Here is a 26,727-nt window from a genome sequence, read left to right on the forward strand (position 1 = left end):
AGTCCAGGCCCAGGTCCAGGCCCAGGTCCAGGTGCGGGTTCGGGGTCGTGACAAAGGGCTCGGGGTCGGATTGGTGTGCGCGCCGGTGGACGAAACCGACGGGGAGGCTGCAATGGCCGGGACGGACGAGGAAGCCGCCGCCGCGGACGACGCGCTCCACGTGCTGACGGCGGCGCTGCTGACGCCGGCGAGGTTCCCGAGCGTGCTGGGCGACGACTACCCGCAGGCGTGCGCCGCGCTCGGCCTCCCCCCGCTCGCCGACGGGTACGGGTTGGTGCTCGGTCAGGACGGCGAGGGCGCCCGGTGGACCGTCGCCATCGACGACGTGTCACTGGCCGCCGTCGCGATCGCCTCCTGGGACTGCGGCATGGAGCACGATCTGTCGCCGGAGGAGCGCAAGGTCGTCGCCGCGCTGCCCGGCTGGCCCCTCGCCGTCGCCGTGGCGGCGCCGAACGTGCCCGCGCCGCACGATCCCGGACCTGAGGTCGTCGACGGGCCCGTGCCGGCACCGCCCGTCCCCGGCTCCTGGGGGCCGGCGCAGCGTCGTCTGGGCGCCGACGGGATCGCGCTCCAGTGAGCGGTCCGGCGGGAACAGGTCGACGAGTCGGCGTTCCCGGTTCCGAGCGGCTCCGCGGAGGCCTCCGACAGCGACGGGGGACCTGCCGGCGACGTCGCGGCCGACGGCAGCCCGGCCGGGGAGAAACCGGCGGACGAGAACGCTGCCCCGACCGCGACCGCGGAGGGACCTGCCGCGGAACGGCCGACCTCGGACGACTCGTCCGACGACGGCGCCCCGGCCGACGGCCGCACGGGCGGCGGATGGGCCACAGCGGCATTCGGCGGACCCTGGCGGAGGGCACACGCCTACCTCGCCTCACCGCCGCCGCTCGGCCGGGTCCGCTCCTCCTTCGCACCGGGTGACGCCCGCACGCTGCGTGCCGACGGACCCGGCTGGTCCCTGGTGGCCAGGACCGACGGCATGGCGTTCGTCCTGCTCGACGACGAACCCGGCGAGGTCCTCCCGGTGGGCCGGGGACCGGAACTGCCAGGTCTCCTGGAAGGCCTGGACGGGATCGCCGTACGGCCGCTGTGAACCGCGCGGGTGGAGCGCGGTGTCGGGCTGCCGGCGGGCCGGACGGCCGGCAGGCCCGCGAACGGTGGCGTGGTCAATTCCTGGCCCCGGACGGCGCCGGGGCGGTGGCGCGGTGGCAGCGCCCCGGCAGGGGCCCGCCCTTGGGACGGGCCCCTGCGTCTCAGCGGCCCAACTCCTTGCGTGAAACGCGGCGCAGCCTGCTCCGCTGTGAGGGGTCCAGGGCAAGGTACGCGGCGGCCGGGACTCCCAGGACGATCAGGAGCGCGGCCCACCAGGGCAGCCAGATGAGCAGGATGAGCCCGGCCGCCACACCTCCCGCGGCGATCTTGGCATTCTTCGACATGGTGTCGCCTCCTTCGCGGCCACTGCCGCTCTCTGTCGTGAAAACGGCCCCGCGCTCCTGGCGGTTCCGACCGCGACCCTGAGGCGTCCCTGAGGTTCGCCCCTAGGGTTTCCCCTGAGGGCCGTCGTCGGCTCGTCGGATTCTCGGCTCGCCGGCCGGTCGGAGCGGAGCACTACCGCGTGTCCATGGTGTCCCAGTTCACATCCCAGGCATACCCGGCCGACTTCGGCCGTGCTGTACTCTCGGCGACTCCGCCTCCACTAGTCAAGTTTGATGAATCAAGGATTCCGTGATCGCCGCGCAGACGACTCCCGTGCCTCCCTCCCCCGCTCAGTACGCCGGCCTGGCCCGCTGCTCCGCCGTATTCGTACCCGGTGACCCCGCCCGCACCGGCCGCATGGCCTTCTGGCGGCCCGACGGGTCGGCTCCCCCTGCCGTGGACACCGGACAGGTCGAGGACCTGACCGTCGTCGTGCCCGGTGGCGAGGGTGTGGCGGCGGTGGACGTCCGTGCGGTCGTGCTGCCGTTGCATGCCGCCCTGCCCGTTCTCACGCGCGTACGGGCAGGCGGTGACGGGCGTCCCGCCTCCGTGTTCTGGGGCGCCGCCGCCCTGCACGCGCTACGTCTGGTGGCGCGCGGTCTGCTGCTGCCGGGGCTGTCCCCGGCAGGCCACGACGCCTGGCGCGCGGGTCCGCTGGACGTGGAGGACGTCGAGGCGGTGCGCCGGCTCGCCGCCTCGATGCCGCCCGAGGCGCACGCCCGGCCGCTGGACGGCACCGGGCCCCTGCGGTTGCCCGACCCCGAACGGCTGTTGCGCGCCTTCCTCGACGCGGTCGCCGACACCCTGCCCCGCTCCCCCGCCGCGCCCCTGGTGACCGGTTCCCCCGCCTACGCCGTGCCCGAGCCCCAGCACCTGCCCGAACTGCGCGACTGGGCCGCCGACGTCGCCGCGGGCCACGACGCGGGCGTGCGCCTGTCGCTGCGCATCGAGGTGCACGGCCTCACCGACGTGCCGGAGGCCTGGGACGCACCACAGGCGCCGGGTGCCACGGACCACGCCGTCCCCTCCGCCCACCCCACCGACGACAGCGTCGGCGCCACGTTCCGAGCCGTGCTCCAGGTGCACGCCGTAAGTGATCCCGCGCTCGTCGCGGACGCCGCCGACGTGTGGGCCGGGGCCGCGGAAGACCGGCACGGCCCGGTCGGTTCAGCCGGCCCGGACGAGGGCTTCGGGCCGCGGGCCCGGATGGACACACTGCTCGCGCTGCGCCGGGCGGCCCGGGCCTGGGCCCCGCTCGCGCCCCTGCTGTCGGCGACGGTGCCCGACGCGGTCGAACTCGCCGACGAAGAGGTCACCGAACTCCTCGGCGAGGGCGCGAGGGCGCTCGCGGCCGCGGGCGTCGACGTGCACTGGCCCAAGGAGCTGGCCCGCGAACTGACCACCCGCGTGGAGATCGGTCCCGCCGGCGGGGAGCGGTCGCCCGGCCGGGCAGCCTTCAAGGGTGCCTCCCGGCAACCGTCCTTCCTGTCGGCCGACGCGCTGCTCGCCTTCGACTGGTCGTTCGCCCTGGGCGAGCAGACGCTCACCCGCGCGGAGCTGGATCGGCTCGCGGAGAGCAAGCGTCCCGTCGTGCGGCTGCGTGACCAGTGGGTGCTGATCGATCCTCAGGAGGTGGTCCGCGCCCGCGGGCGCCGGGATCACGAGGTCACGCCTGTCGACGCGCTCGGGGCGGCCCTGACCGGCTCGGTGGAGGTGGACGGCCGCCGGTTCGAGGCAAGGCCCACCGGCTGGCTGGCGACCTTGCGGGACCGGCTCGCGGACCCCGAGTCCCAGGAGCCCGTCCCGCAGCCCGCAGCCCTCGCCGCCACCCTGCGGGACTACCAGCGGCGCGGGCTGAACTGGCTGGCCCACATGACGTCCGTGGGTCTGGGCTGCTGTCTCGCCGACGACATGGGTCTCGGCAAGACGATCACCCTGATCGCCCTGCATCTGCACCGGCAGTCCGCTCCCGCCTCCGCCGGGCCCACCCTCGTGGTCTGCCCGACCTCCCTGATGGGCAACTGGCAGCGGGAGATCGAACGGTTCGCGCCCGGCACCCCGGTGCGCCGGTTCCACGGGGCGCGCCGCTCCCTGGAGGATCTGGCCGACGGCGAGTTCGTGCTCACCACGTACGGCACCATGCGTCTGGACGCTCCCCGGCTCGCCGAGGTGTCCTGGGGGATGGCCGTCGCCGACGAGGCGCAGCACGTGAAGAACCCGTACGCGGCGACGGCCCGGCAGCTGCGGTCCATCGGCGCACGCGCGCGCGTGGCGCTCACCGGCACTCCGGTGGAGAACAACCTGTCGGAGCTGTGGGCCGTCCTCGACTGGACGACGCCCGGCCTGCTGGGCCGGCTCGGCACCTTCCGCCGGCGGTACGCGGACGCCGTGGAGGGCGGCCAGGACCCTGCCGCGGCGGAGCGGCTGGCCCGGCTAATACGGCCGTTCCTGCTGCGCCGCCGCAAGGCGGACCCCGGGATCGCGCCCGAACTGCCGCCGAAGACGGAGACCGATCACGCGGTGCTGCTCACGCGGGAGCAGACTGCGCTGTACGAGGCCGTGGTGCGTGAGGCCCTGGCCGAGATCTCCGGCACCTCCGACGTCCTTGGGCCCGACGGCATGGCGCGGCGGGGAATGATCGTGAGGCTGCTGACCGGGCTGAAGCAGATCTGCAACCACCCGGCGCAGTTCCTCAAGGAGGAGCGTCCGGTGATCGCGGGACGGTCCGGAAAGCTCGACCTGCTCGACGAACTCCTCGACACCGCGCTCGCCGAACAGGCCTGTGTGCTGGTCTTCACGCAATACGTGCAGATGGCTCGGCTGTTGGAGCAGCACCTCGCCGGGCGGGGTGTGCCCTCGCAGTTCCTGCACGGCGGCACTCCGGTGGCCGAGCGCGAGGCGATGGTGCGGCGCTTCCAGGACGGCGAGGTCCCGGTCTTCCTGCTGTCGCTCAAGGCGGCGGGCACGGGGCTGAACCTCACCCGCGCCGAGCATGTCGTGCACTACGACCGCTGGTGGAACCCCGCGGTGGAGGCGCAGGCCACGGACCGCGCGTACCGGATCGGGCAGACCCGCCCGGTGCAGGTGCACTGGCTGATCGCCGAGGGCACGATCGAGGACCGCATCGCCGAACTGCTGGTCCGCAAACGCGAGCTGGCGGACGCGGTGCTCGGCTCCGGTGAGGCGGCGCTCACGGAGCTGACGGACTCGGAACTGGCGGATCTGGTGGCACTGCGAGGGGGACCGCGATGACCCGGTACGACGACGGTGACGGAGCCGGCGTGGAGGACACCGACGACTGGTACGAGCCGGAGGGAGCCCGGGTGGACGGGACCGACCCGGGCCGAACCGACCCGGAGGGGACCGGCGGGTCCGGCACGGAGCGGACGTTCGCCGCGCTGCCCCCCGCACGGGGGCGTGGTTTCGCGCAGACCTGGTGGGGCCGGGCCTGGCTGACGGCACTGGAGGGCACGGCGCTGGACACCCAGCAGCTCACGGCGGGCCGCCGGCTCGCCCGCGCGGGAGCTGTCGGTGCCGTGTCCGTACGGCCGGGGCGGATCACGGCCGTCGTGCAGGACCGTGACCGCACGGCGCACCGCGCGGACGTGCTGCTGCGGGAACTGTCCGACGAACAGTGGGATCGCTTCCTGGACATGGCCGTCGAGCGGGCCGGGCATGTGGCGGCGCTGCTCGACCGGGAGATGCCGCCGCATCTGGTGGAGGACGCGGAGTCGGCCGGGGTCGAACTGCTGCCGGACCTGGGTGGTCTGGAGCCGGCGTGCGACTGCGGGGCGTGGGACCACTGCGGGCATACGGCGGCGCTCTGCTACCAGGTGGCCCGGCTGCTGGACCAGGACCCGTTCGTCCTGCTCCTGGCCCGGGGACGCGGTGAACGCGCCCTGCTGGACGCGCTCCAGTCGCGTGGCGGGCCGTCGTCCGCCTCCGGGGAGCGGTCCCGGCCGGAGGGCGTGGACGCGGCCGAGGCGTTCGCGGCCGGGGGCATCCGGCCTGCGCTGCCCGGCGTTGCCCCGCTCCCCGCGGAGCCGGGGGTGCCGCCGTCGCTGGACACGGACGCGCCTCCCGCCGCCGGGATCGACCCGTCCGCCCTGGAATTCCTCGCCTCGCGGACGGCCGCGCAGGCCCGCCGTCTGCTGGCGGAGGCGCTCCGGGACGGGCATGAGCGGCAGCCGGTGACGCCGGAGCCGACGGTGGCGCGCGACGCGGTGCGGCTGGCCGCCGGTGAGCCCCCGCGCGCCGTGACGGACCGGCTCGCCGACGGTTCGGGCCGTGGCCGGGAAGGGCTGGCGGTGGCGGTACGGGCCTGGCGCCAGGGCGGGGCGGCGGCGCTGGCCGTGCTCGACGAGGAGTGGTCGGTGGACGCCAAAACCTTCGCACGCGCGCGTGCCGCCCTGCAGTCGGCCTGGGCCGAGAGCGACGAGGCACAGCGGCCGGTGTTCCGGTTCCGCGCCAACCGCTGGACCCTCGACGGCGGTCGGCTCCAGCTGCGTCTCGGGCGCGACGGCAGCTGGTGGCCGTACCGCAAGGAGCGCGGACGCTGGGTCCCGGCCGGAGCCGCCGCCCAGGACCCGGCGACGGCCCTGGCCGCAGCGGACGCGGAGGCTCCGACGGAGCCGGGGACGGATGCGGGGCGGCCCTTCAGGACGTAGTCCTCCCGAAGAGGCGCCCCGCCGGCCTCGTGCGCCCTCGCGCTTGCGCCCGGTTCAGCGCAGCGCGGCCTCCCCCGGGGACGGCGGGAGCGATTCGAGGCCGCTCGGCAGGTTGCTGGGTACGTTGCTCGGAAGTTCGGTGGGCAAATCCGGCAGCTCGGTCGGCAGCAGGCTCTCCAGACCGCTGGGCAGCTCGCTCGGGAAGTCCGAGGGCAGTTCGGTGGGGAAGCCGGACGGCAGCAGGCTCTCCAGGTCACTGGGGAGTTCGGACGGGATGCCCGGGGACGGCTCCGGCGACCCGTCGGTGCTGCTCTCGGTGGGCCGGTCGTCCGGCGAGCCGTCGTCTCCCGACGCCATCAGCACGATCACGGTGACGGCCACCACGGCCACCACGGCCACGACCGTCGCGAGCACGATGAGCAGAAGATTCCGGCGCCCGCCGGGACCGCGCCCCGAGCCGCCCCCGTCGTCGGGCGGGCCCGTCGGCGGAGGGGGGCCCTGTGGCGGCGGTGCGCCGCCGTACGGGGGAGGTCCGAAGCCGCCGCCCGGAGGCGGCGTGTCACCCGGCGGGCCGGGAGGCTGGGGCGGTACCGGTGGCGTGGCCATACCGACCATGGTCGCCTCGGACACCCTCCCGTGCGAGCACCCCGCACGGAATTCGCCACGGAGCCGGACGTCGGACTGCGGCTTCGGCGCCGGAGACCGGCGTCGGACACGGGCGTCGGACAGCGGCGTCGGCCGGTCTCCGCGCGGTGCCGGGCGATCTCCGTCCGGTCACCGCGCGGTGAGGCACCGCCCCGGGAACTCAGCCCCGGGCACCCAGCAGGTGATCCATCGCCAGCTGGTCGAGACGCTCGAAGCCCATGCCGCGCGCGGCGGCCGTGTCGGCGTCGAAGTCCTCGAAGGCAAAACGGTCGCCGAGCAGAGCCTGGAGGCCGTCGGCCGCCGTGGGCTCGGCCAGCTGGTCCAGGCGGGCCGCGCGCAGCGCCTCCTGCACCTCGGGGTCGGAACGGAAGGCGGCCGCGCGGTCCTTGAGGATCAGGTAGTTGCGCATGCAGCCGGCCGCCGAGGCCCACACGCCGTCGAGGTCCTCGGTCCGCGGCGGCTTGAAGTCGAAGTGCTTCGGTCCGCTGTAGCCGGCCGACTCCAGCAGGTCCACCAGCCAGAACGCGGCGCGCAGGTCACCGGCACCGAAACGCAGGTCCTGGTCGTACTTGATGCCGGACTGGCCGTTGAGGTCGATGTGGAACAGCTTGCCGGCCCACAGGGCCTGCGCGATGCCGTGCGGGAAGTTCAGCCCGGCCATCTGCTCGTGGCCGACCTCGGGGTTGACTCCGTACAGCTCGGGCCGCTCCAGGCGCTCGATGAACGCCAGGGCGTGACCGACGGTGGGCAGCAGGATGTCGCCGCGCGGCTCGTTCGGCTTGGGTTCGATGGCGAAGCGGAGGTCGTAGCCCTGGGCGGTGACGTACTCGCCGAGCAGGTCGAAGGCCTCCTTCATCCGGTCCAGGGCGACCCGTACGTCCTTGGCGGCACCGGACTCGGCGCCCTCCCGGCCGCCCCAGGCCACGTACACCTCGGCGCCGAGCTCGGCCGCGAGGTCGATGTTGCGGATGGTCTTGCGCAGCGCGTAGCGGCGCACGTCCCGGTCGTTGGCGGTGAACGCGCCGTCCTTGAACACCGGGTGGGTGAACAGGTTGGTCGTCGCCATCGGCACCTTCATGCCGGTGGAGTCCAGCGCCTGCCTGAAGCGCTTGATGTGTCCCTCGCGCTCGCTGTCGCTCGAGCCGAACGGGATCAGGTCGTCGTCGTGGAAGGTGACGCCGTGGGCGCCCAGCTCGGACAGACGCTGCACCGACTCGACCGGGTCGAGGGCGCGTCGGGTGGCGTCACCGAACGGGTCCCGTCCCTGCCAGCCGACGGTCCACAGGCCGAAGGTGAACCTGTCCTCGGGGGTGGGCTGGTAGTTCATGCTGCGGCTCCTTGCTCGCTGAGACTATTTCGTCATGGCGATTTACAAATTAGTATGCAGCACCATCTCTGGGAAGATGGTCAGCCCACCGAGTCGCGCAAGAGGGAGAAACCGATGTCAGCAGCCGAGGGTCCGCTCGTCGTCGGCGTGGACACGTCCACCCAGTCCACCAAGGCGCTGGTCGTCGACGTGGCCACCGGACGGGTCGTCGCGAGCGGCCAGGCACCGCACACGGTGACCTCGGGGGCGGGCCGGGAGAGCGATCCGCGCCAGTGGTGGGACGCCCTGACCCAGGCCCTGCGCCAGTGCGGCCGGGCGGCGCACGAGGCCGCCGCGGTGTCGATCGGCGGCCAGCAGCACGGGCTGGTCACCCTGGACGCGCGGGGTGAACCGGTGCGCCCGGCGCTGCTGTGGAACGACGTGCGTTCCGCGCCCCAGAGCCACCGGCTGACCGAGGAGCTGGGCGGCGCGAAGTTCTGGGCCGAGCGCACCGGAAGCGTGCCGGCCGCCTCCTTCACGGTCACCAAGTGGGCCTGGCTGGCGGAGCACGAGCCGGAGGCGGTCCGTGCCACCAGGGCCGTCCGGCTCCCCCACGACTATCTGACCGAGCGGCTCACCGGACAGGGCACGACCGACCGCGGCGACGTCTCCGGCACCGGCTGGTGGGCCTCCGGGAGCGAGGCGTACGACGAGGAGATCCTCGCGCACGTGGGGCTGGACCCGGCACTGCTGCCCCGTGTCGTACGCCCCGGCGAGGTGGCCGGGACCGTGCGCGAGGGCCATGACCTGCCGTTCTCCAAGGGCACCCTGGTGGCGTGCGGCACCGGGGACAACGCGGCCGCCGCGCTGGGCCTCGGCATACGGCCCGGCACCCCGGTGATGAGCCTCGGCACCTCGGGCACGGTGTACGCGGTGTCGCGGCGGCGGCCCGCCGACCCGACCGGCACGGTGGCGGGCTTCGCCGACGCGCGCGGCGACTGGCTGCCGCTCGCCTGCACGCTCAACTGCACGCTCGCCGTGGACCGGGTCGCGACGCTGCTGGGTCTGGACCGCGAGGCCGTCGAGCCGGGCCGCGGCGTCACGCTCCTGCCCTTCCTCGACGGCGAGCGCACCCCGAACCTGCCGAACGCGTCCGGCCTGCTGCACGGGCTGCGCCACGACACGACCGGCGGCCAGCTGCTCCAGGCCGCCTACGACGGTGCCGTGCACTCGCTGCTGGGCGCGCTGGACCGCGTGGTCGACGAGGACGCCGACCCGTCGGCGCCCCTGCTGCTGATCGGCGGCGGCGCGCGGGGGGCGGCCTGGCAACAGACCGTACGGCGGCTGTCGGGGAGGCCCGTGCAGGTGCCTGAGGCGCGGGAGCTGGTCGCGCTGGGGGCGGCGGCGCAGGCGGCCGGTCTGCTCACCGGCGAGGACCCGGCCGCGGTCGCCCGCCGCTGGGGCACGGCCGCGGGGCCGGTACTGGAGGCGGTGGAGCGGGACGAGGAGACGCTGGCCGGGATCGCCGGGGTACTCTCCGACGCGGCCCCGCTCCTGGAGCGTGGCACGGACACCGCCTGACAGCCGGGGCCGCCTCAGGACCGGGCCAGGACCCACTCACGACCGACCGGGAACGACCGAGCGCTCCCCTGACCGACCGAGGACTGACGGAGGCATGAGCGCACCGCTGCACGAGGCCCGACCGGCCGCTCTGGGGCGGGTGCTGCCCTCGGCCGGTCCGGAGCGCGCACTGCCCGACACCCAGCAGGGCATGCGCCGCCGCAACCTCTCACGGGTGATGCACACCGTCAGCGCCGAGGGCCCCCTGTCCCGGGCTGCCGTCGCCTCGCGCATCGGCCTGACCAGGGCGGCGGTGTCCACCCTGGTCGACGAGCTGATCCGCTCGGGCCTGCTGGAGGAACTGGGCCCCGAACGGCCCGGACGCGTGGGCCGGCCGGGCTCGGCCCTCGCCGTCAGCGGGCGCGGTCCGTCCGGGATCGGCGCGGAGGTCGGCGTCGACCACCTCGCGGTCTGCGCGGTCGACCTGCGCGGGGAGGTCCGGGCGCGGGCCGTGCGGAACGTCCCGAACCGCGGTCGTTCCCCCCGGGCGGTGACCGGGGAGCTGACCGCACTGCTGCTCCGTGTCCTCACCGTGATCGAGGACGAGGGTCTGTGGCCGGCCGGGCTGACCGTGGCCGTACCGGGCCTGGTGGCACGCGACGCGCGGACCGTCGTCCGCGCGCCGAACCTCGGCTGGCACGACACCGACCTCGGCGCCCTGCTCCCGGCACGGTTCCCGCTGACCGTGGCCAACGAGGCCGACTGCGGCGCGCTGGCCGAGCTCTGGCTCGGCGAGGAGACCCCGCGCGACTTCCTCCATGTGTCGGCCGAGATCGGCATCGGCGCCGCGGTGGTCGTGGACGGGCAACTGCTGCTCGGGAAGCGGGGCTTCGCGGGTGAGCTGGGTCATGTGCCGGTCTGGCCCGACGGCCCTCGGTGCGCGTGCGGCGGCCGTGGCTGCCTGGAGCAGTACGCCGGCGAGGAGGCCGTGCTGCGCGCCGCCGGCCTGTCGCCCGGCGAGGACCGCGTGGGCCTGCTCGCGGGCCGCGCCGAGCAGGGCGACCCCGCCGTACGACGTGCCCTGCACGAAGCGGGAACGGCGCTGGGCATCGCGCTGACCGGGGCGGTCAATCTCCTGGACCCCGAGAGTGTGGTCCTGGGCGGCGCGCTGTCCGGGCTCGCCCCCTGGCTGCTGCCCTCGCTCCGCTCCGAGCTGGCCCGGCGCACGGCGGGCCCGGCCTGCCCCGTCTCGGTGTCCGCCCTGGGCCCGGAGGGCCCCCTCCTGGGCGCGGCGCACTCGGTGATCCGGGGCGTCCTGGACGACCCCGCGTCCGTCGCCGAGCGGGCCTGAGTCCGCTCCTGGGCGGCACGGCGCCGTTGAGGCCACCGTGAAAGCGGTTGCCGCGGATCGGTACGCCTAGTCCCCGCCGCCCCCGCCGTCGCTCCCGCCGTCGCTCCCACCGCTGTCGCCGCCGTCGCCGCCGTCCGGGCCCCAGCCGTCGCCGCCCCCGGGCTCGTTGTCGTCCCTCCCTCTCCCGAGGTTGCCGAACCAGGGACGGCCCCACCACTCGTCGTCGGCGACGAGCGGCTCGTCCCTGTCGACCGGGCGCCGGCCCGACCGGAACCGTGCCGACCCCGTCGTGTCCCCGATCCCGAAGGCGACGGCGAAGACCTGCGCCATGACGGCGTCCAGCGGGTCGGGGCTCTCGTATCGCACAGGGGCCAGCGGCAGCAGCACCGTGCCCTGCTCCGGCACCGGCCAACTCGGGGGACGCATGAGGAGCGCGATGGGCCGTTCGTCGCGCAGCAGCCACGAGCTCTCCGCGTTCTCCCGTCGCAGCACCCAGCGCCGGTCGGGCAGTCCCACCTCCACGGACCGCTTGGACCTGCGCCGCTTCTTCGTGAGAACGAGTTCCGCGGCAACGTCACCGACGGTCAGGCGCAGGCCCTTGGACGGTTCGGAGCTGTCCCGGTCGAAGCCGCGCGGCGCCCGGATCCGTACGACGGGGGCGCCCGGTCCCCACACGTCCACGCGCACCAGCCTGCGGTCCACGGCGACGGTGACCGGTCCGGCGGGCCCCACCGCGGTCCGCCGCGCGATCCACAGCGGCACGCCTTCGGCACGGGCCCGCGCCGCGAGAGCGGCCACCCGGCCGGGCCCGCCGCACCGCCGGACCGCCAGTTCCCCCAGCGTACGGGCGAACTCCGCGGTCTGCCGTACCTTCACCGGCGTGCTCGTGCCGGTGACGCGGGTCACCGGGACCGCCCCGGCCCCGTCCGGGAGCCACGTCAGCGGGCGTTCCGCCCCGCCACCCCCGAGCCAGTTCCCTCGCTGGAACGCCTCGGCCATGGCGTGCAGGTTCAGCTCGCTCAGCGGCGTGATCCTGCCGCCCCTGCGCAGCCGGTCCTCGGAAAGCTCCACGGTCCGCGCCAGCGGATTCCACGACTGCTCCCCATAGAGCACCCGACTCATCACGTCCCCCGCCCCCCGTGTCCCGTGCCCCGTGCGGTGGGCCCGGCGGAGCCCGGACCGCCCCCGCCGGTTGCCGGCAGCTAGTTGCTGACGGCGAAGCGCATCAGGGCGTGCTCGTCGCCCTGCTTGACCTTCCCGGTGGTGTTGATCACCTCGAGCTTCCACGTGCCACCGACCCGGATCGCCCTGGCCACGGCGCAGCCGTTGTCCTGGGTGAGCAGGCTCGGCCAGATGTCGGCGACCTGCTGCGTGCTGCCGCCGCTCGCGTCGTAGACCTTGAAGCTGATGTTGCGCGCCTTCTGGAAGGAGGAGCCCTTCTTGTACGCGGCCGCGACGAACACGATCGACGTGATGTTGGGCGGGACCCGGGCGAACTCGACGGTCACCGTCTCGTCGTCCCCGTCGCCGTGTCCGGTCTGGTTGTCGCCGCTGTGGACCAGCGCGCCGTTGCCCAGGGGGTCGAGCGAGTCGAGACCCGCGAGGCGCACCGGGTCCCCGCCCTGCAGGGCGACGGCGATCAGGTCGAGGTCCGTGCCGGTCTTGCGGCGCAGCTTGCCCAGCACCCCACCGCTGCTGCCGGCGGTCGGGTCCCAGGAGACCCCGATGGACAGACGGGTCACTCCGTCCAGGTCTGCCGGGCCGTCTTCCTTCGTGAGCGTGATCATGGGTGAGTCATCCTTCGTCAGGGCGGACTACGACACGCAAAGTGTGCCTGATGCCCTGCACGCCCCCCGTGACCGGCCCCGAGGAGAGCCTGGAGGGCCTGCGGTCGGTGTCCTCACCCGGCCCTCGGTCCTGTCCTCACCCCAGCCGCTCCTCGAGTTCCGTACGGCCGGAGACGAACCAGAGCTGGTTGCCGCGGTTCGCCTCTCGTACGAAGTCGCGGAGGGCGCCGCTGCCGGCCACGTGGGAAGCGATGTCGCCGATGACCGCCAGGCGGAGACGGTAGTTGACGAACTTCTGCACCACCTCGCCGGCGACGCCCGAACGCAGGGAGAAGAAGTCGTCCGCCACTCGCTCGACCGGGACAGCCACCATGTCCGCCCGGCACCCCAGGGCATCACCGATCAGATCGAGAGCGGTCTCACCGCCGCCCAGTTTCGTTCCGTCCTTGTCACACAGGAGAACGGAGACTCCGCGCACGGTCACGAGGTGACTGTCTGTCATGATGTGATCATACGTGAGGAAGTGCGTCGCCTCACTGATCGATTACAAAACGCCCAACTACTGGTTACCGCACGGTGTAGCGAGTCACTATGAGGCCATGACACCGGCGCAGCGAGCCATGGAGCGACTTCGGGCCTGGCCCGACCTCACCGTCTGCAAGGCAGGGTGTGGTACCGGGCAGGCTCTCCGTTCCTCCCGGGACGAGGTCGTCCACTTCCACTCGGGACGGGATGTCGACCTCCACCTCACCCGCCGCGCCATCCAGCGCTTCCGCTACGACCTCAGCGCCTCGACCGCGATCCAGCTGGTACCGGGGTCGAACTGGGTGACGGTGCATCTGGACTGCGAGACCGACATCGACCTGCTGCTGACGCTGGTGAGCGTCGCCCTCAAGGCCCACCAGGCCACCCCGCCCCCCTCCCCCGTGCCGACGGCCACCGGGTGCAACTTCCACCGGGTCACGGTGCTGCCGCGCGACCCGGTGACCGAACGCTGAGAAGACGCCCGCTCCTTGACGGAACGGAGCAAGGGCCCTCACCCGCCCAGGACGTCGGGCCTCACGGGCGCAGACCGCTGACGATGCCCGCCGTCGCGGTCAGGCCGCTGTGGATGGCGGGGGCGATGTCCGAGCCGGCCAGACAGAACCCGAGCAGCAGGCAGACGATCCCGTGGGAGAGCTTCAGCCCGCCGTTGCGCAGGAAGATCACCGCCAGGATCGCGAGCAGCAGCACCACAGAGATGGAAATGGCCATCGTCAACCTCCTCCGCCACGTCCGCTTCGCGGCGTTCGGCCGCAAGTGTGGCGTAGCGGAGGGTTCGTCCGGGCGGCCGGCCTGTCCTCCGAACGTGTGGTGTCCGCGACGTACCGCGGTCGGTACTCGTCCTGCCGCGGAAGGTGGGCGTCCTACCGTGGGCGGTACGTGTCGAGAAAGGCTTCCAGCCCTGCGAGGTCGTCGGTGTTGAGGTGGTCGACGTCCGCGGAGACCAGTTCGCCCCACAGGGCGTCCCGGGCGGGGCCCGGCAGGTCGGGGGTGGCCCAGAACCGTACCGCCTGGCCGCGCCCGTGCGCGGTGCCCACGATGTCGTGCAGTTTGCGGCGCTCGGCGTCGGGGAAGGCGCCGACGCCCCGCCAGGTGAAGTTGAGCGTCCAGTTGTCGCTGATCAGCGGAATCAGGGAGGAACGGGCCGGGCCGCCGAGGTCGGTCAGCCGGCCGTCGTAGAAGGCGTGCCGCACCCGCTGGACCTCCATGGGCGCGCGGGCGGCACGGTGGCCCGAGATGACGGCGGTGACCGGCCCGGGCAGCACCCGGCCGCCCGCACAGGTGGTGAACAGGTGCCGGTACCGCCGGAGATGACGGTGGAGCTCGAGGTAGGTGGACGCGCCTTCGGTCTTGATGTCGATGAGCAGTTGAAGCGGCCTGCGCTGCCCTCGGTACACCGACCCGTGGTGGGTCCGCACGCGGGCGGCGAGGGGGTCGAGGTAGAGGGACTCGAGGGTGCGGGACGGATCGAGGTCCTCGGGGTCGTGTGCGACGAGGAGCTGGTCGCCCACGAGGTGGATGTCGGCCTCGACGCTGCCGAAGCGGTGCTCGAGGGCGTCGAGGAGGGGACGCGGGTGCTCGTAGTCGTTGTGGGCGTGGGCCCGCCACAACGGTCGTGGCCGGTGACCGCGTTCACCGGCCAGCGCCTGGGCGGCCGGCAGGGCGATCGAGGCCGCGAGGGCGGTGCCGAGGGTGGTGAGGGCTCTGCGACGGGTGGTGAGGGCCATGCTCCGCCTCCCTGGAACGGCGTACGGGGACCTCTGGAGTATGAGGTCCGCACGGGCCCGAGGAGCAGCGCTGTGAAGCGAGTTGGCCGATCCGTCGTCGCACGTTCACCTCCGGGAACCGCCGGACGCACAGACACACGGACGCACGGACGCACGGACGCACAGACGCACGGGAGAGCCCGCCCGAGGGCGGGCTCTCCCGTGGGATTCGGTGGTACCACCGGGCGCGTGACGCTACGTCAGGGCGCCCGCAGGTCGACGAGTTCGGCCAGTGCCTCGCGGTGGGCGCCCGCCGTGCCGTAGGCGATCGAGTCGGCCTTGGCCCGCTTCAGGTACAGGTGGACCGGATGCTCCCAGGTCATCCCGATGCCGCCGTGCAGTTGCAGCGCCTCCTCGGCGGCATGGACGGCGACCCGGCCCGCGTAGGCCTGCGCGACGGCGACGGCGACGGCCGCACCGGCGCCGCCACCCGCAGCCGCCGCGTCGGCGGCCAGTGTGTCCGCCGCGTTGCGGGCCGCGGCACGGAGGTTGACGACCTCGAGCCACAGCTGGGCGAGCCGGTGCTTGAGCGCCTGGAAACCGCCCACCGGCCGGTTGAACTGCCTGCGCTCCTTCAGGTAGCGGACCGTCTCCGTCAACGACCATTCGGCGAGCCCGAGTTGTTCCGATGCCAGCAGTCCGGCACCCGCCCCCAGAGCCCGCCGCACAGCGGGTCCGGCATCACCGACCCGCTGCCCCGGGGCCCCGTCCAGGACGACGCGGGCGAGGGGACGGGTCAGGTCCAGGGACGTCTGCCCGGTGACGGTGACGCCGGCGGCCTCCGCCTCGACGGCGTACAGCCCGCCGTCGTCCGCCGGGACGAGCAGCACATCGGCCGCGGCCGCGTCCGCGATGCCGGCCAGCTCGCCGCGCAGGACGCCGTCCGCCGCACGGACGGTGGGAAAGGGCGCGCCGGGGGCGGTGTGCAGAGGGACGGCGAGGGCGCCGATCCTGCGCGCGGACGCCAGTGAGGCGAGCACCTCGCCTCCGCCGGCACAGGCCAGCAGCGCCTCGGTGGCCACGACGGCGCTGGTCAGATAGGGCACGGGGGCGACGGCCCGGCCCAGCTCCTCCAGGACGACCGCGGCCTCCCGGTGTGTGGCGCCCTGGCCGCCGCGGTCCTCGGGCACCAGCAGTCCGGCGAGACCCATGCCGTCGGCGAGCGCCTTCCACAGGGACGGGTCGTGCGCGGTGTCCGACTCGGTACGGGAGATCACCCGGGCCGCGTCGCAGTGGTCGGTGAGCAGGCCCCGGACGGCGGCGCGCAGCGCCTCTTCCTCCTCCGAGTACAGGAGAGCGGGCTGTGCGCTCTCCGGATTCGCCGGACTCACCGGGTCGGTCCCCGTCGGGCTCGTCGTGCTCATCGGGCCAGCTCCTTCCAGGCGACGTCCTTGTCGGTACGCGGCTCGGCCGGGAGGCCCAGGACGCGCTCGGCGACGATGTTCAGCAGGACCTCGCTGGTCCCGCCCTCGATGCTGTTGCCCTTGGAGCGCAGGTAGCGGTAGCCGGCCTCACGGCCGGTGAAGTCGACCAGTTCGGGGCGGCGCATGGTCCAGTCGTCGTACAACAGCCCCTCTGCTCCGAGGAGTTCAACTTCCAGGCCGCTGATCTGCTGGTTGAGGCGGGCGAAGCCCAGCTTCATGCCGGCGCCCTCCGGACCGGGCTGGCCGGCGACGAGCTGCTGGCGCAGGCGTTCGCCGGTGAGCCGGGCGACCTCGGCCTCCACCCAGAGCCCCAGCAGACGCTGGTGCAGGTCGTGGGTGCGCAGTTCTGGACGTTCGCGCCAGGTCTTCGCGACCGGGCCGATCATGCCGCCCTCACGGGGCAGCCGCATGCCGCCGATGGCCACGCGCTCGTTGTTGAGGGTGGTCTGCGCGACCCGCCAGCCGTCGCCGACCTCGCCGAGCCGGCAGGAGTCGGGGACGCGGACACCGGTGAGGAAGACCTCGTTGAACTCGGCCTCACCGGTGATCTGGCGCAGCGGCCGCACCTCGACGCCGGGGTCGGTCATGTCGCAGACGAAGTAGGTGATACCCCGGTGCTTGGGCACGTCCGGGTCGGTACGGGCGATGAGGATGGCCCAGCGGGCGGCATGGGCGCTGGAGGTCCACACCTTCTGCCCGTCGACCACCCAGCCGTCCCCGTCCACGCGGACCGCGCGGGTGCCGAGGGCGGCCAGGTCCGACCCGGCGCCCGGCTCGCTGAACAGCTGGCACCAGACCTCCTCACCGGTCCACAGCGGCCGCAGGAAGCGGCGCTGCTGCTCCTCCGTACCGAACCGCAGAATCGTCGGTGCGGCCATGCCGAGGCCGATGCCGATGCGCCGCGGATCGTTGTCGGGCGCCCCTGCGGCCTCCAGCTCGGCGTCCACGACGGCCTGGAGGGACCGTGGGGCACCGAGCCCGCCGAGTCCTTCGGGGTAGTGCACCCAGGCGAGTCCCGCGTCGAAGCGGGCCCGCAGGAAGTCGAGGCGGCTGGTGGTGGCGGGCGGCTGCGCGGTCAGCAGCTCCTGGGTGCGCCGCCTCAGTTCAGCTGCGTCGGTCATGCGGTGGCTCCGTTCTTCGCTGCGGGCAGCACGGTGACGCGTCCGGTGGTGACGCCGTCCGCGACCCGCTGCACGGCGTCGGCGGCGCCGGACAGCGGCACGCGCTCGCTCACCAGCGGCTTGACAACGCCCCGGGCGGCCAGTTCCAGGAGCTGTTCGTGGCAGTGCTGGACGAGCTTAGGGTTCCTGGTGTTGTAGAGGCCCCAGTGCAGGCCGAGGATCGAGTAGTTCTTCACCAGGGCGTGGTTCAGCGCCGCGCCGGGAATCGTGCCGCTCGCGAAGCCGACGACCACGATCCGCCCCTCGAACGCGACGACCTTGGTGGACTGGGTGTAGGCGTCCCCGCCGACCGGGTCGTAGACCACATCGGCGCCACGGCCGCCGGTGGCCTCCTTCACCGTGGCGATGACGTCCTGCTCGCGCCGGTCGATCACCACGTCGCAGCCCAGTTCGCGGGCGACGGACACCTTGGCGGCTCCGCCGACCACGCCGATGACGGTGGCGCCGGCGGCCTTTCCGAGCTGCACGGCCGCGCTGCCGACGCCTCCCGCGGCGGCGTGCACGAGCAGGGTCTCGCCGGCCTCGAGACCGGCCCGGCGGTGCAGCCCGAACCAGCCGGTCTGGTAGCCGATGTGGAGGGCTGCGGCCTCGGCGTCGTCCAGCGCGTCCGGCGCGGAGCGCAGTACGGCGGCGTCCGCGACGGCGTACTCGGCGAAGCCGCCGTACGGCAGCGCGGGGTTGGCGAGCACCCGCCGTCCGTCCTCGGTCTCGCCGCAGATCTCCACGCCCGGGGTGAACGGCAGCGGCGGCCTGACCTGGTACTGGCCACGGCACATCAGCGCGTCCGGGAAGTTGATGTTCGCGGCGCGCACCTTCAGCAGGACCTGGCCCTCGCCGGGTGTCGGCCGCTCCACGTCCGCGAGGCGCATCACCTCGCCCGGCTCGCCGATCTCGTGCACCTGCCATGCCTGCATGCGGAGCCTCCACGGGACTGTGAACGTCGTGTTCGCCTGACCGGGTCCACTGCATACTAAGCGGTCGCTTGCCTTCAGGGAACCATCTCGCACGTCACGGCCTCCCCCGCCCACGTCCGCCGGGGGGCCTCGTCCGTCAGGACCGCTTGGGACGTGCCCGTACGTGCATCCGCTCCCCCTGCGGGCCGAACAGGCTGAGGAACTCCACCGGCCCCTCCCCCGTCGACCCGAAGGCGTGCGGCACCCGTGTGTCGAACTCCGCGGCCTCCCCCGCCGTCAGCACCACGTCGTGCTCCCCCAGCACGAGGCGCAGCTTGCCGGACAGTACGTACAGCCACTCGTAGCCCTCGTGCGTACGGGGTTCGGGCTCGAACGTGCGCTGCGGTTCGAGCACCTTGTACGCCTGGAGTCCACCGGGCTGGCGGGTGAGCGGCCAGTGGGTGCGACCGCCCTGCTGGAACGGCTTGGCGCGGATGCGCGGATCGCCGACCGGCGGCGCGCCGACCAGTTCGTCCAGCGGCACCTGATGGGCCTGCGCGATCGGCAGCAGCAGTTCGAGGCTGGGCTTGCGCAGTCCGGACTCGAGCCGCGAGAGGGTGCTCACGGAGATGCCGGTCGCCTCGGACAGCGCGGCGAGCGTCACCTCCCGCTCCTTCCTGATCCGCCGCAGCCGGGGTCCCACATCCGCGAGAACGTCGTCGGTAGTCATACGGGTATTGCAGGATCGGCAAAGACATTTGTCAATCCGGCAGTACTCGGGCGACGGTCGACGTGGAGGTGGTCAGCATGACCGAGAAGAGCGGGAAGCCCCGCGACGGATTCGCCCACGGGACCGGAGGGACGGACGGCACAGGCACCGGCACAGGCACAGGCACCGGCACCGGCACCGACACCGACTACGACGTGGTGGTCGTCGGAGGCGGTGCGGCCGGACTGTCCGCCGCGCTGGTACTCGGCCGGGCCCGGCTGCGGGCCCTGGTCGTCGACGCGGGCGAGCCGCGCAACGCGCCCTCGCCCCACATGCAGGGTTACCTGTCGCGGGACGGGATGTCACCGGCCGCGTTCCTGGCCGCCGGCCGGGAGGAGATCGCGGGCTACGGCGTCGAACTGCTCACGGGCCGGGTAACGGACGTGACCCGCACCGGCGAGGGCACCCGGCCCGGCACCAGTGGCGGCGGGGACTTCACCGTGTTGCTGGACGGCGGCCGGAGCGTGCGTGCGCGGCGGCTGATCGTCGCCACCGGGCTGAAGGACGAGCTGCCCGCGGTCCCCGGTGTCGCCGGCCGGTTCGGGCGGGACGTGCTGCACTGCCCGTTCTGCCACGGCTGGGAGGTCCGCGACCAGCCGTTCGGGGTGCTCGCATCGAGCGCCATGAGTGTGCACCAGGCGCTGATGGTGTCCCGGTGGTCCAAGGACGTCACCCTCTTCCTGCACACGGTCGCCGAGGAGGAGCTGTCCGACCAGGACCTGCGCCGGCTGGCCGCGGCCGGCGTCGACGTCGTGCCCGGCGAGGTCGCGGGGCTGGTGGTCGAGGGCGACCGGCTGACCGGCGTCCGCCTCGCCGACGGCTCCGTCCACGCCCGCTCCGTGCTGTACGTCGGGCCGCGTCCCCTGCCGCAGACGAGCCTGCTGGAGCGGCTCGGCGCCGAGCTGTCCGAAACCCCGTTCGGCGCGTACCCGGTGGTGGACCCGACGGGGCTGACCTCCGTGTCCGGCGTCTGGGCTGCGGGCAACGCGGTCGGCTTCGCCGAACAGGTCGTCCACGCGGCGAGCGGCGGATACCGCGCGGCGGTCGCGATCGTCGGGGACCTGCTGATGACGGACCTGGACGCCGCGGTGACCGGGTGATCCGCGGCGGCCGCGACGGCCCGGGTGTGGAACGCCGGGCTCCGTAGCACCATGGCTGCATGCTGTTGTCCCGGCTGGCCCATGTGTCGCAGGAGGTCGCCGCCACCTCGGCGCGGTCCCGGAAGGTCGCGCTGCTCGCCGAGCTGTTCCGGGAGGCGGAGGCGGACGACGTGCCCGTCGTCATCCCGTATCTGGCGGGCCGGCTGCCGCAGGGGCGGATCGGCGTGGGATGGAAGACACTGAGCCGGCCGGTCGCCCCGGCGGACCGGCCGACCCTGACGGTGCGCGCGGTCGACGCCCGGCTCGGCCGGCTCGCCAAGGTGTCCGGGCCCGGTTCGCAGGCCGAGCGGGCCCTGCTGGTCGGGGAGCTGCTGGGCGCGGCGACCGAGGAGGAACAGCGGTTCCTGCTGGGGCTGCTCACCGGCGAGGTCCGGCAGGGGGCTCTGGACGCGGTCGCCGTGGAAGGGCTGGCGCGGGCGACCGGGGCACCGTCGGCGGATGTTCGGCGGGCGGTGATGCTGGCGGGCACACTGCAGACGGTGGCCGGGGCGCTGCTGGCGGACGGCCCCGAGGCGCTGGAGCGGTTCCGTCTCACCGTGGGGCGCCCCGTGCTGCCGATGCTGGCGCACAGCGCCTCCTCGGTCGCCGAGGCGGTGGGGAAGCTGGGGGCGGCGGCGGTCGAGGAGAAGCTGGACGGCATCCGCGTCCAGGTGCACCGTGACGGCGACACGGTGCGCGTGCACACCCGCACCCTGGACGACATCACCGACCGGCTGCCCGAAGTGACGGCGGCGGCACGGGCGTTGCCGGGCGAGCGGTTCGTCCTGGACGGCGAGGTCGTCTCGTTCGACGAGCGGCTGCGGCCCCGTACGTTCCAGGAGACCGCCGGGCGGGTCGGTTCCCGGGCGGACGTGGCCACGGCCGCCCGGGACCTGCCCGTCGCCGCCGTCTTCTTCGACGCGCTGTCCGTCGGCGGCCGTGAGCTGCTGGATCTTCCCTTCGCCGAGCGGCACGCGGAGCTGGCCCGGCTGGTGCCGCAGGCCATGCGGGTACGGGGCACCAGAGTGTCCGGACCCGAGGACGTGAGGGCGGCGGAGGACTTCCTCGCCGACACGCTGGCGCGCGGTCACGAGGGCGTCGTGCTCAAGGGACTCGGCGCCCCCTACAGCGCCGGGCGGCGCGGCGCGTCCTGGCTGAAGGTCAAGCCCGTGCACACGCTCGACCTGGTGGTGCTGGCGGCCGAGTGGGGTCATGGCCGCCGTACCGGCAAGCTGTCCAACCTGCACCTGGGCGCCCGCACCGCCGACGGCGGCTTCGTGATGCTCGGCAAGACCTTCAAGGGCATGACCGACGCCATGCTGACCTGGCAGACCGACCGGCTGCGCGAACTCGCCGTCGGCACCGGCGAAAGCGACACGAGCGCGTACGTCGTCACCGTGCGCCCGGAGCTCGTCGTGGAGATCGCCTACGACGGCCTCCAGCGCTCCACCCGCTACCCGGCCGGCGTCACCCTCCGCTTCGCCCGGGTGGTCCGCTACCGCGAGGACAAACGGCCGGACGAGGCGGACACCGTGGAGTCCCTGCTCGCCGCGCACCCCGGGCTACGTCCGTGACCGGCGCCCGGAGCGCCGGCCTGCTGGTGTTCCGGCACACCCGTCACGGGCTCGAGGTGTTGCTCGGTCACATGGGCGGCCCGTTCTTCGCCCGCCGGGACGCCGGCGCGTGGACCGTGCCGAAGGGCGAGTACGACGCCGGCGAGACGGCCTGGGACGCGGCGCGCCGGGAGTTCAGGGAGGAGCTGGGGCTGCCGCCGCCCGACGGTGAGGCCGTTCCGCTCGGCGAGGTCCGGCAGTCCGGCGGCAAAACCGTCACGGCCTGGGGGGTCGAGGGCGACCTCGACCCGGCGGCCGTCGTGCCCGGCACCTTTTGGATGGAGTGGCCGCCGAAGTCGGGGCGGATGCGGGAGTTCCCGGAGCTGGACCGGGTGGAGTGGCTCTCCCTGGACCGGGCACGGGAACGGGTCGTCTCCGCCCAGGCTGCGTTTCTCGACCGCTTGGCGGAGCACTCGCCCTGAGGAACGCTCCCGCGTTGCGACGCCCATCGCCGCGCGGGAGGGTCGACATGCACACCCCGTCCCCAGGGAGGCCAGCCATGCCCATCGCAACGGTGAATCCGGCGAACGGCGAGACGCTCAGGACGTACGAGGCCATGGGCGAGGAGGAGACCGAGCGCCGGCTCCAACTCGCGGAGGCCACGTTCCGCACGTACCGGACGACGACGTTCGAGGAGCGCGCCCGCCTGCTGCGCCGGGCCGCCGAGCTCCTCGACGAGGACCGGCACAGCATCGCCGAGGTGATGACCACCGAGATGGGCAAGCCGGTCGGGCAGTCCCGCGCGGAGGCCGCCAAGTGCGCCAAGGCGATGCGCTGGTACGCCGACCGCGCCGCGGGCCTTCTCGCCGACGAGGAGCCCGACGCGTCCGACGTGAAGGACTCCGGCGGCTCCCGGGCCCTGGTGCGTTACCGGCCGCTCGGCCCGGTGCTCGCGGTGATGCCGTGGAACTTCCCGCTGTGGCAGGTCGTACGGTTCGCCGCGCCCGCGCTGATGGCCGGCAACGTGGGCCTGCTCAAGCACGCCTCGAACGTGCCGCAGACCGCCCTGTACCTGGAGGACCTGTTCCACCGGGCGGGCTTCCCCGAGGGCTGCTTCCAGACCCTGCTCATCGGCTCCGCCGCCGTCGACGACATCCTGCGGGACGAACGCGTCAGGGCGGCCACCCTCACCGGCAGTGAGCCCGCCGGACGCGCGGTGGCCGCCACCGCCGGGGAGATGATCAAGAAGACGGTGCTGGAACTGGGCGGCAGCGACCCGTTCGTCGTGATGCCGTCCGCCGACCTGGACCGGGCCGCCGAGGTCGCGGTCACCGCGCGGGTGCAGAACAACGGGCAGTCCTGCATCGCCGCCAAACGCTTCATCGTGCACACCGACGTCTACGACGCCTTCGCCGAGCGCTTCGCCCGGGACATGCGGGCGCTGAAGACCGGCGATCCCATGGACGAGGCGACGGACGTCGGCCCGCTCTCCAGCGAACAGGGCCGAAGGGATCTGGCGGAGCTGGTCGAGGACGCCGTACGGTCCGGGGCCCGCGTGCTGTGCGGCGGCGAACTCCCGGACGGGCCAGGCTGGTACTACCCGCCGACCGTCCTGGCCGGGATCACCCGCGACATGCGCGTCCACCGGGAGGAGGCCTTCGGCCCGGTCGCCACGCTGTACCGGGCGGCGGACCTGGACGAGGCGGTGCTGATCGCCAACGACTCCCCGTACGGCCTGAGTTCCAACGTCTGGACGCGTGACGAGACCGAGGTCGACCGCTTCGTCCGCGATCTGGAGGCGGGCGGCGTCTTCGTGAACGGGATGACGGCGTCCCATCCGGCGTTCCCGTTCGGCGGGGTCAAGCGGTCCGGGTACGGGCGTGAGCTGTCCGGGCACGGAATCCGCGAGTTCTGCAACATCACCACGGTTTGGCACGGTGCGTGACGCTCCCGCGGCTACGATCCGGTCTGTGAACCGCGAAGTGACTCTGCCTCTGATCGTCGACGACCGCGGTACCTTGCAGGTCTCCGCGGCGGACGTGAGCAAATTGCTGCGCACGGTGGGCGGCCGGTGGCTGCATCTCGTGGAGTCCGGCGACGACCGGCTCGACGAGGACACGGTCGCCGCGCTCACCATCGAGCTGGCGAAACTGGCCGACCGGATCGACGTGGCGTGCATCGCGCACAGCAGCGGGAGCAGGGCTTAGGGGTCCTTGCACTGTGCCCGCCCGGGTCGCGCGGCCCGGCACCGCACCTCGCCGCGTTACCCAAAAGCCCTGGTGGCTCCGCCACGAGGGCTCTGTGGCGCCTCGCGATGCTCCCCCACTGCCTGAAAGGCGTGGGCGGTACCCCCGGCACCGGACCACACGACCTCACCGGGCGCTCACAGTGCAAGGACCCCTTGGGGTGCGGCCGGCGGTCGCCGGTCATGCGTTCAGACCGGCCGGAGCAGCGTCCTCCAGAACAGCGACTCGTAGCTCTGCAGCAGGTGGCCGTACCGCCGCGCCAGACTCTCGTCGAGGCGGCCCGTGTCCAGGCCGTCCTGGACCGCTTCCGCCGCCACCCGGCCCAGGCCGGGGGCCGGTTCGGCGAAGAGGTCGAAGAACGCGCAGGCCTCGTCGGTGAAGCCGTAGTGCGTGCGCAGCGCCTGGGCGATGGTGGCGCAGTAACCGCCCCAGGCCGAGAAGTTGGCGGTCACGGAGAGGACGGCGTCGGCCGGTGCCGCGTTGAGGGCGAGCCAGGCGACGTAGGCGGGATAGGCCTGGCAGCCGGGCAGGGGGTCGTACGCCACCGCACGCACCCGGTCCACACCACAGGCCGCGGCGAAGGCGTCCAGCCGGGCCGCCGCCAGATCCTCGCCCTCGGCGAGGGCGGTGAAGTACGCGGCGGCCCTCGGCTGGTCCGCGGACCGGTCCGCCAGGTGCTGGAAGGCACGGCGGTCGGCGGGGATCACCCGGCTCTGTTCCAGGGCGAGGCCGGCCAGGGTGTCCCGGCCGGCCTCACCGCGGGCGATCAGCGGTACGAGCGGGTTGGACCGGGGGTCCGGGGCCAGTTCCCGCGTGATCGTCTCCAGCAGTTCCCGGGCCGTGCGCGTCATCGCGGCCTCCGTCGCGTCGGTCGGCCGGTCCGTGGGGCGCCCGGCTCCCCCACCATGGTCCCCCAGGAGCCGGGCGGACGTCACCCGAAACGACACGGCGCCCGACGGTCCGGGCCCGGCAGCCCGACGACACGGCAGCCCGGGACGTGAGCCACGCCGCCGGGCCGCCCTCGCTCCCGCCCTCGGCCTCTCGCGTCCGTACCTAACGAATGGGCATGCCCGACAGGGTGCGGGCGATGACCAGGCGCTGGATCTCGCTCGTGCCCTCGAAGATCGTGTAGATCGCGGCGTCGCGGTGCATGCGCTCCACCGGGTACTCGCGCGTATAGCCGTTGCCGCCGAGGATCTGTATCGCCTGGGCGGTGACCGTCTTGGCGGTCTCGCTGGCGTACAGCTTGGACATCGAGCCCTCGGCCGCCGTGAACGGCTTGCCGTTCACGGCCATCCAGGAGGCACGCCACACCAGGAGGCGTGCGGCGTCGATCTGGGTGCGCATGTCGGCCAGCTGGAAGGCGACGCCCTGGTTGTCGATGATCGGACGACCGAACTGCTCACGGGTCTGCGCGTACTCCAGGGCGACCTCGTAGGCGGCGCGGGCGGTGCCGACCGCCATGGCTCCGACCGCGGGGCGGGACGCCTCGAAGGTGGCCATCGCGGCGTTCTTCACCCGCTCACCCCCCTGCCTGGCACGCTCCCGGGCGCGGGCGAGGCGCTCGTCGAGCTTCTCCTTGCCGCCGAGCAGGCAGGAGCCGGGCACGCGGACGTCGTCCAGGACCACCTCGGCGGTGTGCGAGGCGCGGATGCCGTGCTTCTTGAACTTCTGGCCCTGGGAGCAGCCGGGGGTGTCCGGCGGGATGATGAACGAGGCGTGGCCCTTGGAGCCGAGCTCCGGGTCGACGACCGCGACGACGACGTGGACGTTGGCGATGCCGCCGTTGGTCGCCCAGGTCTTGGTGCCGTTGATCACCCACTCGTCCTTGGCCTCGTCGTACACGGCACGCGTGCGCAGGGAGGCGACGTCGGAGCCGGCGTCGGGCTCGGAGGAGCAGAAGGCGGCGACCTTGACGTCATTGGCGTCGCCGTACATCTGGGGGATCCAGGTGCCGATCTGTTCCTCGGTGCCGTTGGCGAGGACGCCGACGGCCGCGAGGCCGGTGCCGACGATGGACAGGGCGATGCCCGCGTCACCCCAGAACAGTTCCTCCATCGTCATGGGGATGCCGAGGCCGGTGGCGTCGAAGTACTGCTGGGCGTAGAAGTCGAGCGAGTAGATGCCGACCTTGGCCGCCTCCTGGATGACCGGCCAGGGGGTCTCCTCGCGCTCGTCCCACTCCGCGGCCGCGGGGCGGATCACATCGGCGGCGAAGCCGTGGAGCCAGTCCCGGACTTCCTTCTGTTCGTCGTTGAGCTCCATGGTGAACTCGGCCATGTCCCCTCCAGCGGCGACGCACGTGCGTGTTACTTGCGGTAACCAGAGTCTGTTACCGGCAAGTAGGAAAAGTCAACTCCCCCGGACCTCCCGACATCCCGTCCGCCGCAGGTCACACCGTCAGTGTTAGTTTGCGAAGGC

The 26,727-nt window shown here is 73.3% G+C and carries 24 protein-coding genes and 1 pseudogene; 11 read left to right on the forward strand and 14 right to left on the reverse strand.

Annotated features, from left to right (window positions below):
• Positions 1–112: 112 nt before the first annotated feature.
• A pseudogene (locus ACWZEH_RS03490) lies at positions 113–1,093 on the forward strand (hypothetical protein).
• A gap of 160 nt (positions 1,094–1,253) precedes the next feature.
• Here ACWZEH_RS03490 and ACWZEH_RS03495 read toward each other — a convergent pair.
• Positions 1,254–1,436, reverse strand: coding sequence for a hypothetical protein (locus ACWZEH_RS03495; RefSeq protein ID WP_109380710.1), 183 nt, complete (start codon positions 1,434–1,436; stop codon positions 1,254–1,256).
• 397 nt (positions 1,437–1,833) lie between these two features.
• Here ACWZEH_RS03495 and ACWZEH_RS03500 point away from each other — a divergent pair, with 397 nt between their 5' ends.
• Together ACWZEH_RS03500 and ACWZEH_RS03505 are read left to right on the forward strand one after the other, a co-directional pair.
• Positions 1,834–4,728 (forward strand): DEAD/DEAH box helicase, encoded by a 2,895-nt coding sequence (locus ACWZEH_RS03500; RefSeq protein WP_456199420.1) that lies wholly within the window; start codon positions 1,834–1,836, stop codon positions 4,726–4,728.
• On the forward strand, positions 4,725–6,143 hold the full coding sequence (locus ACWZEH_RS03505; RefSeq protein ID WP_456195509.1) for an SWF or SNF family helicase: 1,419 nt from the start codon (positions 4,725–4,727) through the stop codon (positions 6,141–6,143). The genes ACWZEH_RS03500 and ACWZEH_RS03505 overlap by 4 nt, the downstream gene beginning before the upstream one ends.
• Before the next feature lie 54 nt (positions 6,144–6,197).
• On the opposite strand, the gene ACWZEH_RS03510 is transcribed toward ACWZEH_RS03505, so the two are convergent.
• Both ACWZEH_RS03510 and xylA read right to left on the reverse strand, forming a co-directional pair.
• Positions 6,198–6,557 (reverse strand): hypothetical protein, encoded by a 360-nt coding sequence (locus ACWZEH_RS03510; protein WP_456195511.1) that lies wholly within the window; start codon positions 6,555–6,557, stop codon positions 6,198–6,200.
• 391 nt (positions 6,558–6,948) lie between these two features.
• Entirely contained in the window at positions 6,949–8,115 is a 1,167-nt protein-coding gene (xylA, locus tag ACWZEH_RS03515; protein ID WP_456195513.1) for a xylose isomerase, read from the reverse strand.
• Positions 8,116–8,229: 114 nt separating this feature from the next.
• Between xylA and xylB the strand changes: the two genes are divergently transcribed.
• Together xylB and ACWZEH_RS03525 are read left to right on the forward strand one after the other, a co-directional pair.
• Entirely contained in the window at positions 8,230–9,675 is a 1,446-nt protein-coding gene (gene xylB / locus ACWZEH_RS03520; protein WP_456195515.1) for a xylulokinase, read from the forward strand.
• Between the two features lie 94 nt (positions 9,676–9,769).
• Complete coding sequence (locus tag ACWZEH_RS03525; protein WP_456195516.1) at positions 9,770–11,005, forward strand: ROK family protein; 1,236 nt, start codon at positions 9,770–9,772, stop codon at positions 11,003–11,005.
• Between the two features lie 66 nt (positions 11,006–11,071).
• Here ACWZEH_RS03525 and ACWZEH_RS03530 read toward each other — a convergent pair whose 3' ends face one another.
• The 3 genes from ACWZEH_RS03530 to ACWZEH_RS03540 form a co-directional block, all read right to left on the reverse strand.
• The gene (locus ACWZEH_RS03530) at positions 11,072–12,127 is read right to left on the reverse strand and encodes a hypothetical protein (protein ID WP_456195518.1); all 1,056 of its coding nucleotides are present in this window, start codon (positions 12,125–12,127) and stop codon (positions 11,072–11,074) included.
• 80 nt (positions 12,128–12,207) lie between these two features.
• Entirely contained in the window at positions 12,208–12,792 is a 585-nt protein-coding gene (locus ACWZEH_RS03535) for a TerD family protein (RefSeq protein ID WP_456195520.1), read from the reverse strand.
• 136 nt (positions 12,793–12,928) lie between these two features.
• Positions 12,929–13,294: a DUF4180 domain-containing protein gene (locus tag ACWZEH_RS03540; RefSeq protein WP_456195522.1), complete on the reverse strand. Its 366-nt coding sequence runs from the start codon at positions 13,292–13,294 to the stop codon at positions 12,929–12,931.
• Between the two features lie 97 nt (positions 13,295–13,391).
• Between ACWZEH_RS03540 and ACWZEH_RS03545 the strand changes: the two genes are divergently transcribed.
• Entirely contained in the window at positions 13,392–13,790 is a 399-nt protein-coding gene (locus ACWZEH_RS03545; protein WP_456195524.1) for a luciferase domain-containing protein, read from the forward strand.
• A 61-nt stretch (positions 13,791–13,851) separates the two neighbouring features.
• Here ACWZEH_RS03545 and ACWZEH_RS03550 read toward each other — a convergent pair whose 3' ends face one another.
• The 6 genes from ACWZEH_RS03550 to ACWZEH_RS03575 all read right to left on the reverse strand — a co-directional run bounded on the left by ACWZEH_RS03550 (position 13,852) and on the right by ACWZEH_RS03575 (position 19,329).
• Positions 13,852–14,046 (reverse strand): hypothetical protein, encoded by a 195-nt coding sequence (locus ACWZEH_RS03550; protein ID WP_456195526.1) that lies wholly within the window; start codon positions 14,044–14,046, stop codon positions 13,852–13,854.
• A gap of 152 nt (positions 14,047–14,198) precedes the next feature.
• Positions 14,199–15,062 (reverse strand): phosphatidylinositol-specific phospholipase C/glycerophosphodiester phosphodiesterase family protein, encoded by an 864-nt coding sequence (locus tag ACWZEH_RS03555; RefSeq protein WP_456195528.1) that lies wholly within the window; start codon positions 15,060–15,062, stop codon positions 14,199–14,201.
• A 239-nt stretch (positions 15,063–15,301) separates the two neighbouring features.
• On the reverse strand, positions 15,302–16,465 hold the full coding sequence (locus ACWZEH_RS03560) for an acyl-CoA dehydrogenase family protein (protein ID WP_456195530.1): 1,164 nt from the start codon (positions 16,463–16,465) through the stop codon (positions 15,302–15,304).
• Positions 16,462–17,646 (reverse strand): acyl-CoA dehydrogenase family protein, encoded by a 1,185-nt coding sequence (locus ACWZEH_RS03565; protein ID WP_456195532.1) that lies wholly within the window; start codon positions 17,644–17,646, stop codon positions 16,462–16,464. Before ACWZEH_RS03565 ends, ACWZEH_RS03560 begins: the two co-directional genes overlap by 4 nt.
• Positions 17,643–18,620 carry an NADPH:quinone oxidoreductase family protein gene (locus ACWZEH_RS03570; RefSeq protein ID WP_456195534.1) on the reverse strand — a complete coding sequence of 326 codons (978 nt, stop codon included), beginning with the start codon at positions 18,618–18,620 and terminating at the stop codon, positions 17,643–17,645. Before ACWZEH_RS03570 ends, ACWZEH_RS03565 begins: the two co-directional genes overlap by 4 nt.
• Positions 18,621–18,756: 136 nt before the next feature.
• The gene (locus ACWZEH_RS03575) at positions 18,757–19,329 is read right to left on the reverse strand and encodes a helix-turn-helix domain-containing protein (RefSeq protein ID WP_456195536.1); all 573 of its coding nucleotides are present in this window, start codon (positions 19,327–19,329) and stop codon (positions 18,757–18,759) included.
• A gap of 77 nt (positions 19,330–19,406) precedes the next feature.
• Between ACWZEH_RS03575 and ACWZEH_RS03580 the strand changes: the two genes are divergently transcribed.
• The 5 genes from ACWZEH_RS03580 (at position 19,407) to ACWZEH_RS03600 (ending at position 24,267) form a co-directional block, all read left to right on the forward strand.
• Positions 19,407–20,468 (forward strand): NAD(P)/FAD-dependent oxidoreductase, encoded by a 1,062-nt coding sequence (locus tag ACWZEH_RS03580; protein ID WP_456195537.1) that lies wholly within the window; start codon positions 19,407–19,409, stop codon positions 20,466–20,468.
• Positions 20,469–20,527: 59 nt separating this feature from the next.
• Entirely contained in the window at positions 20,528–22,081 is a 1,554-nt protein-coding gene (locus tag ACWZEH_RS03585) for an ATP-dependent DNA ligase (RefSeq protein ID WP_456195539.1), read from the forward strand.
• Complete coding sequence (locus ACWZEH_RS03590) at positions 22,078–22,542, forward strand: NUDIX hydrolase (protein ID WP_456195541.1); 465 nt, start codon at positions 22,078–22,080, stop codon at positions 22,540–22,542. The genes ACWZEH_RS03585 and ACWZEH_RS03590 overlap by 4 nt, the downstream gene beginning before the upstream one ends.
• A gap of 77 nt (positions 22,543–22,619) precedes the next feature.
• Entirely contained in the window at positions 22,620–24,005 is a 1,386-nt protein-coding gene (locus ACWZEH_RS03595; RefSeq protein ID WP_456195543.1) for an NADP-dependent succinic semialdehyde dehydrogenase, read from the forward strand.
• A gap of 25 nt (positions 24,006–24,030) precedes the next feature.
• Complete coding sequence (locus ACWZEH_RS03600; RefSeq protein WP_384007204.1) at positions 24,031–24,267, forward strand: DUF6213 family protein; 237 nt, start codon at positions 24,031–24,033, stop codon at positions 24,265–24,267.
• A 227-nt stretch (positions 24,268–24,494) separates the two neighbouring features.
• Here the strand turns inward: ACWZEH_RS03600 and ACWZEH_RS03605 are convergent, their stop codons facing one another.
• Together ACWZEH_RS03605 and ACWZEH_RS03610 are read right to left on the reverse strand one after the other, a co-directional pair.
• Complete coding sequence (locus tag ACWZEH_RS03605; RefSeq protein WP_456195545.1) at positions 24,495–25,157, reverse strand: transcriptional regulator; 663 nt, start codon at positions 25,155–25,157, stop codon at positions 24,495–24,497.
• 202 nt (positions 25,158–25,359) lie between these two features.
• Entirely contained in the window at positions 25,360–26,586 is a 1,227-nt protein-coding gene (locus ACWZEH_RS03610) for an acyl-CoA dehydrogenase family protein (protein WP_456195547.1), read from the reverse strand.
• Positions 26,587–26,727: the final 141 nt, after the last annotated feature.

The organism is Streptomyces yamdrokensis, from assembly GCF_053890455.1.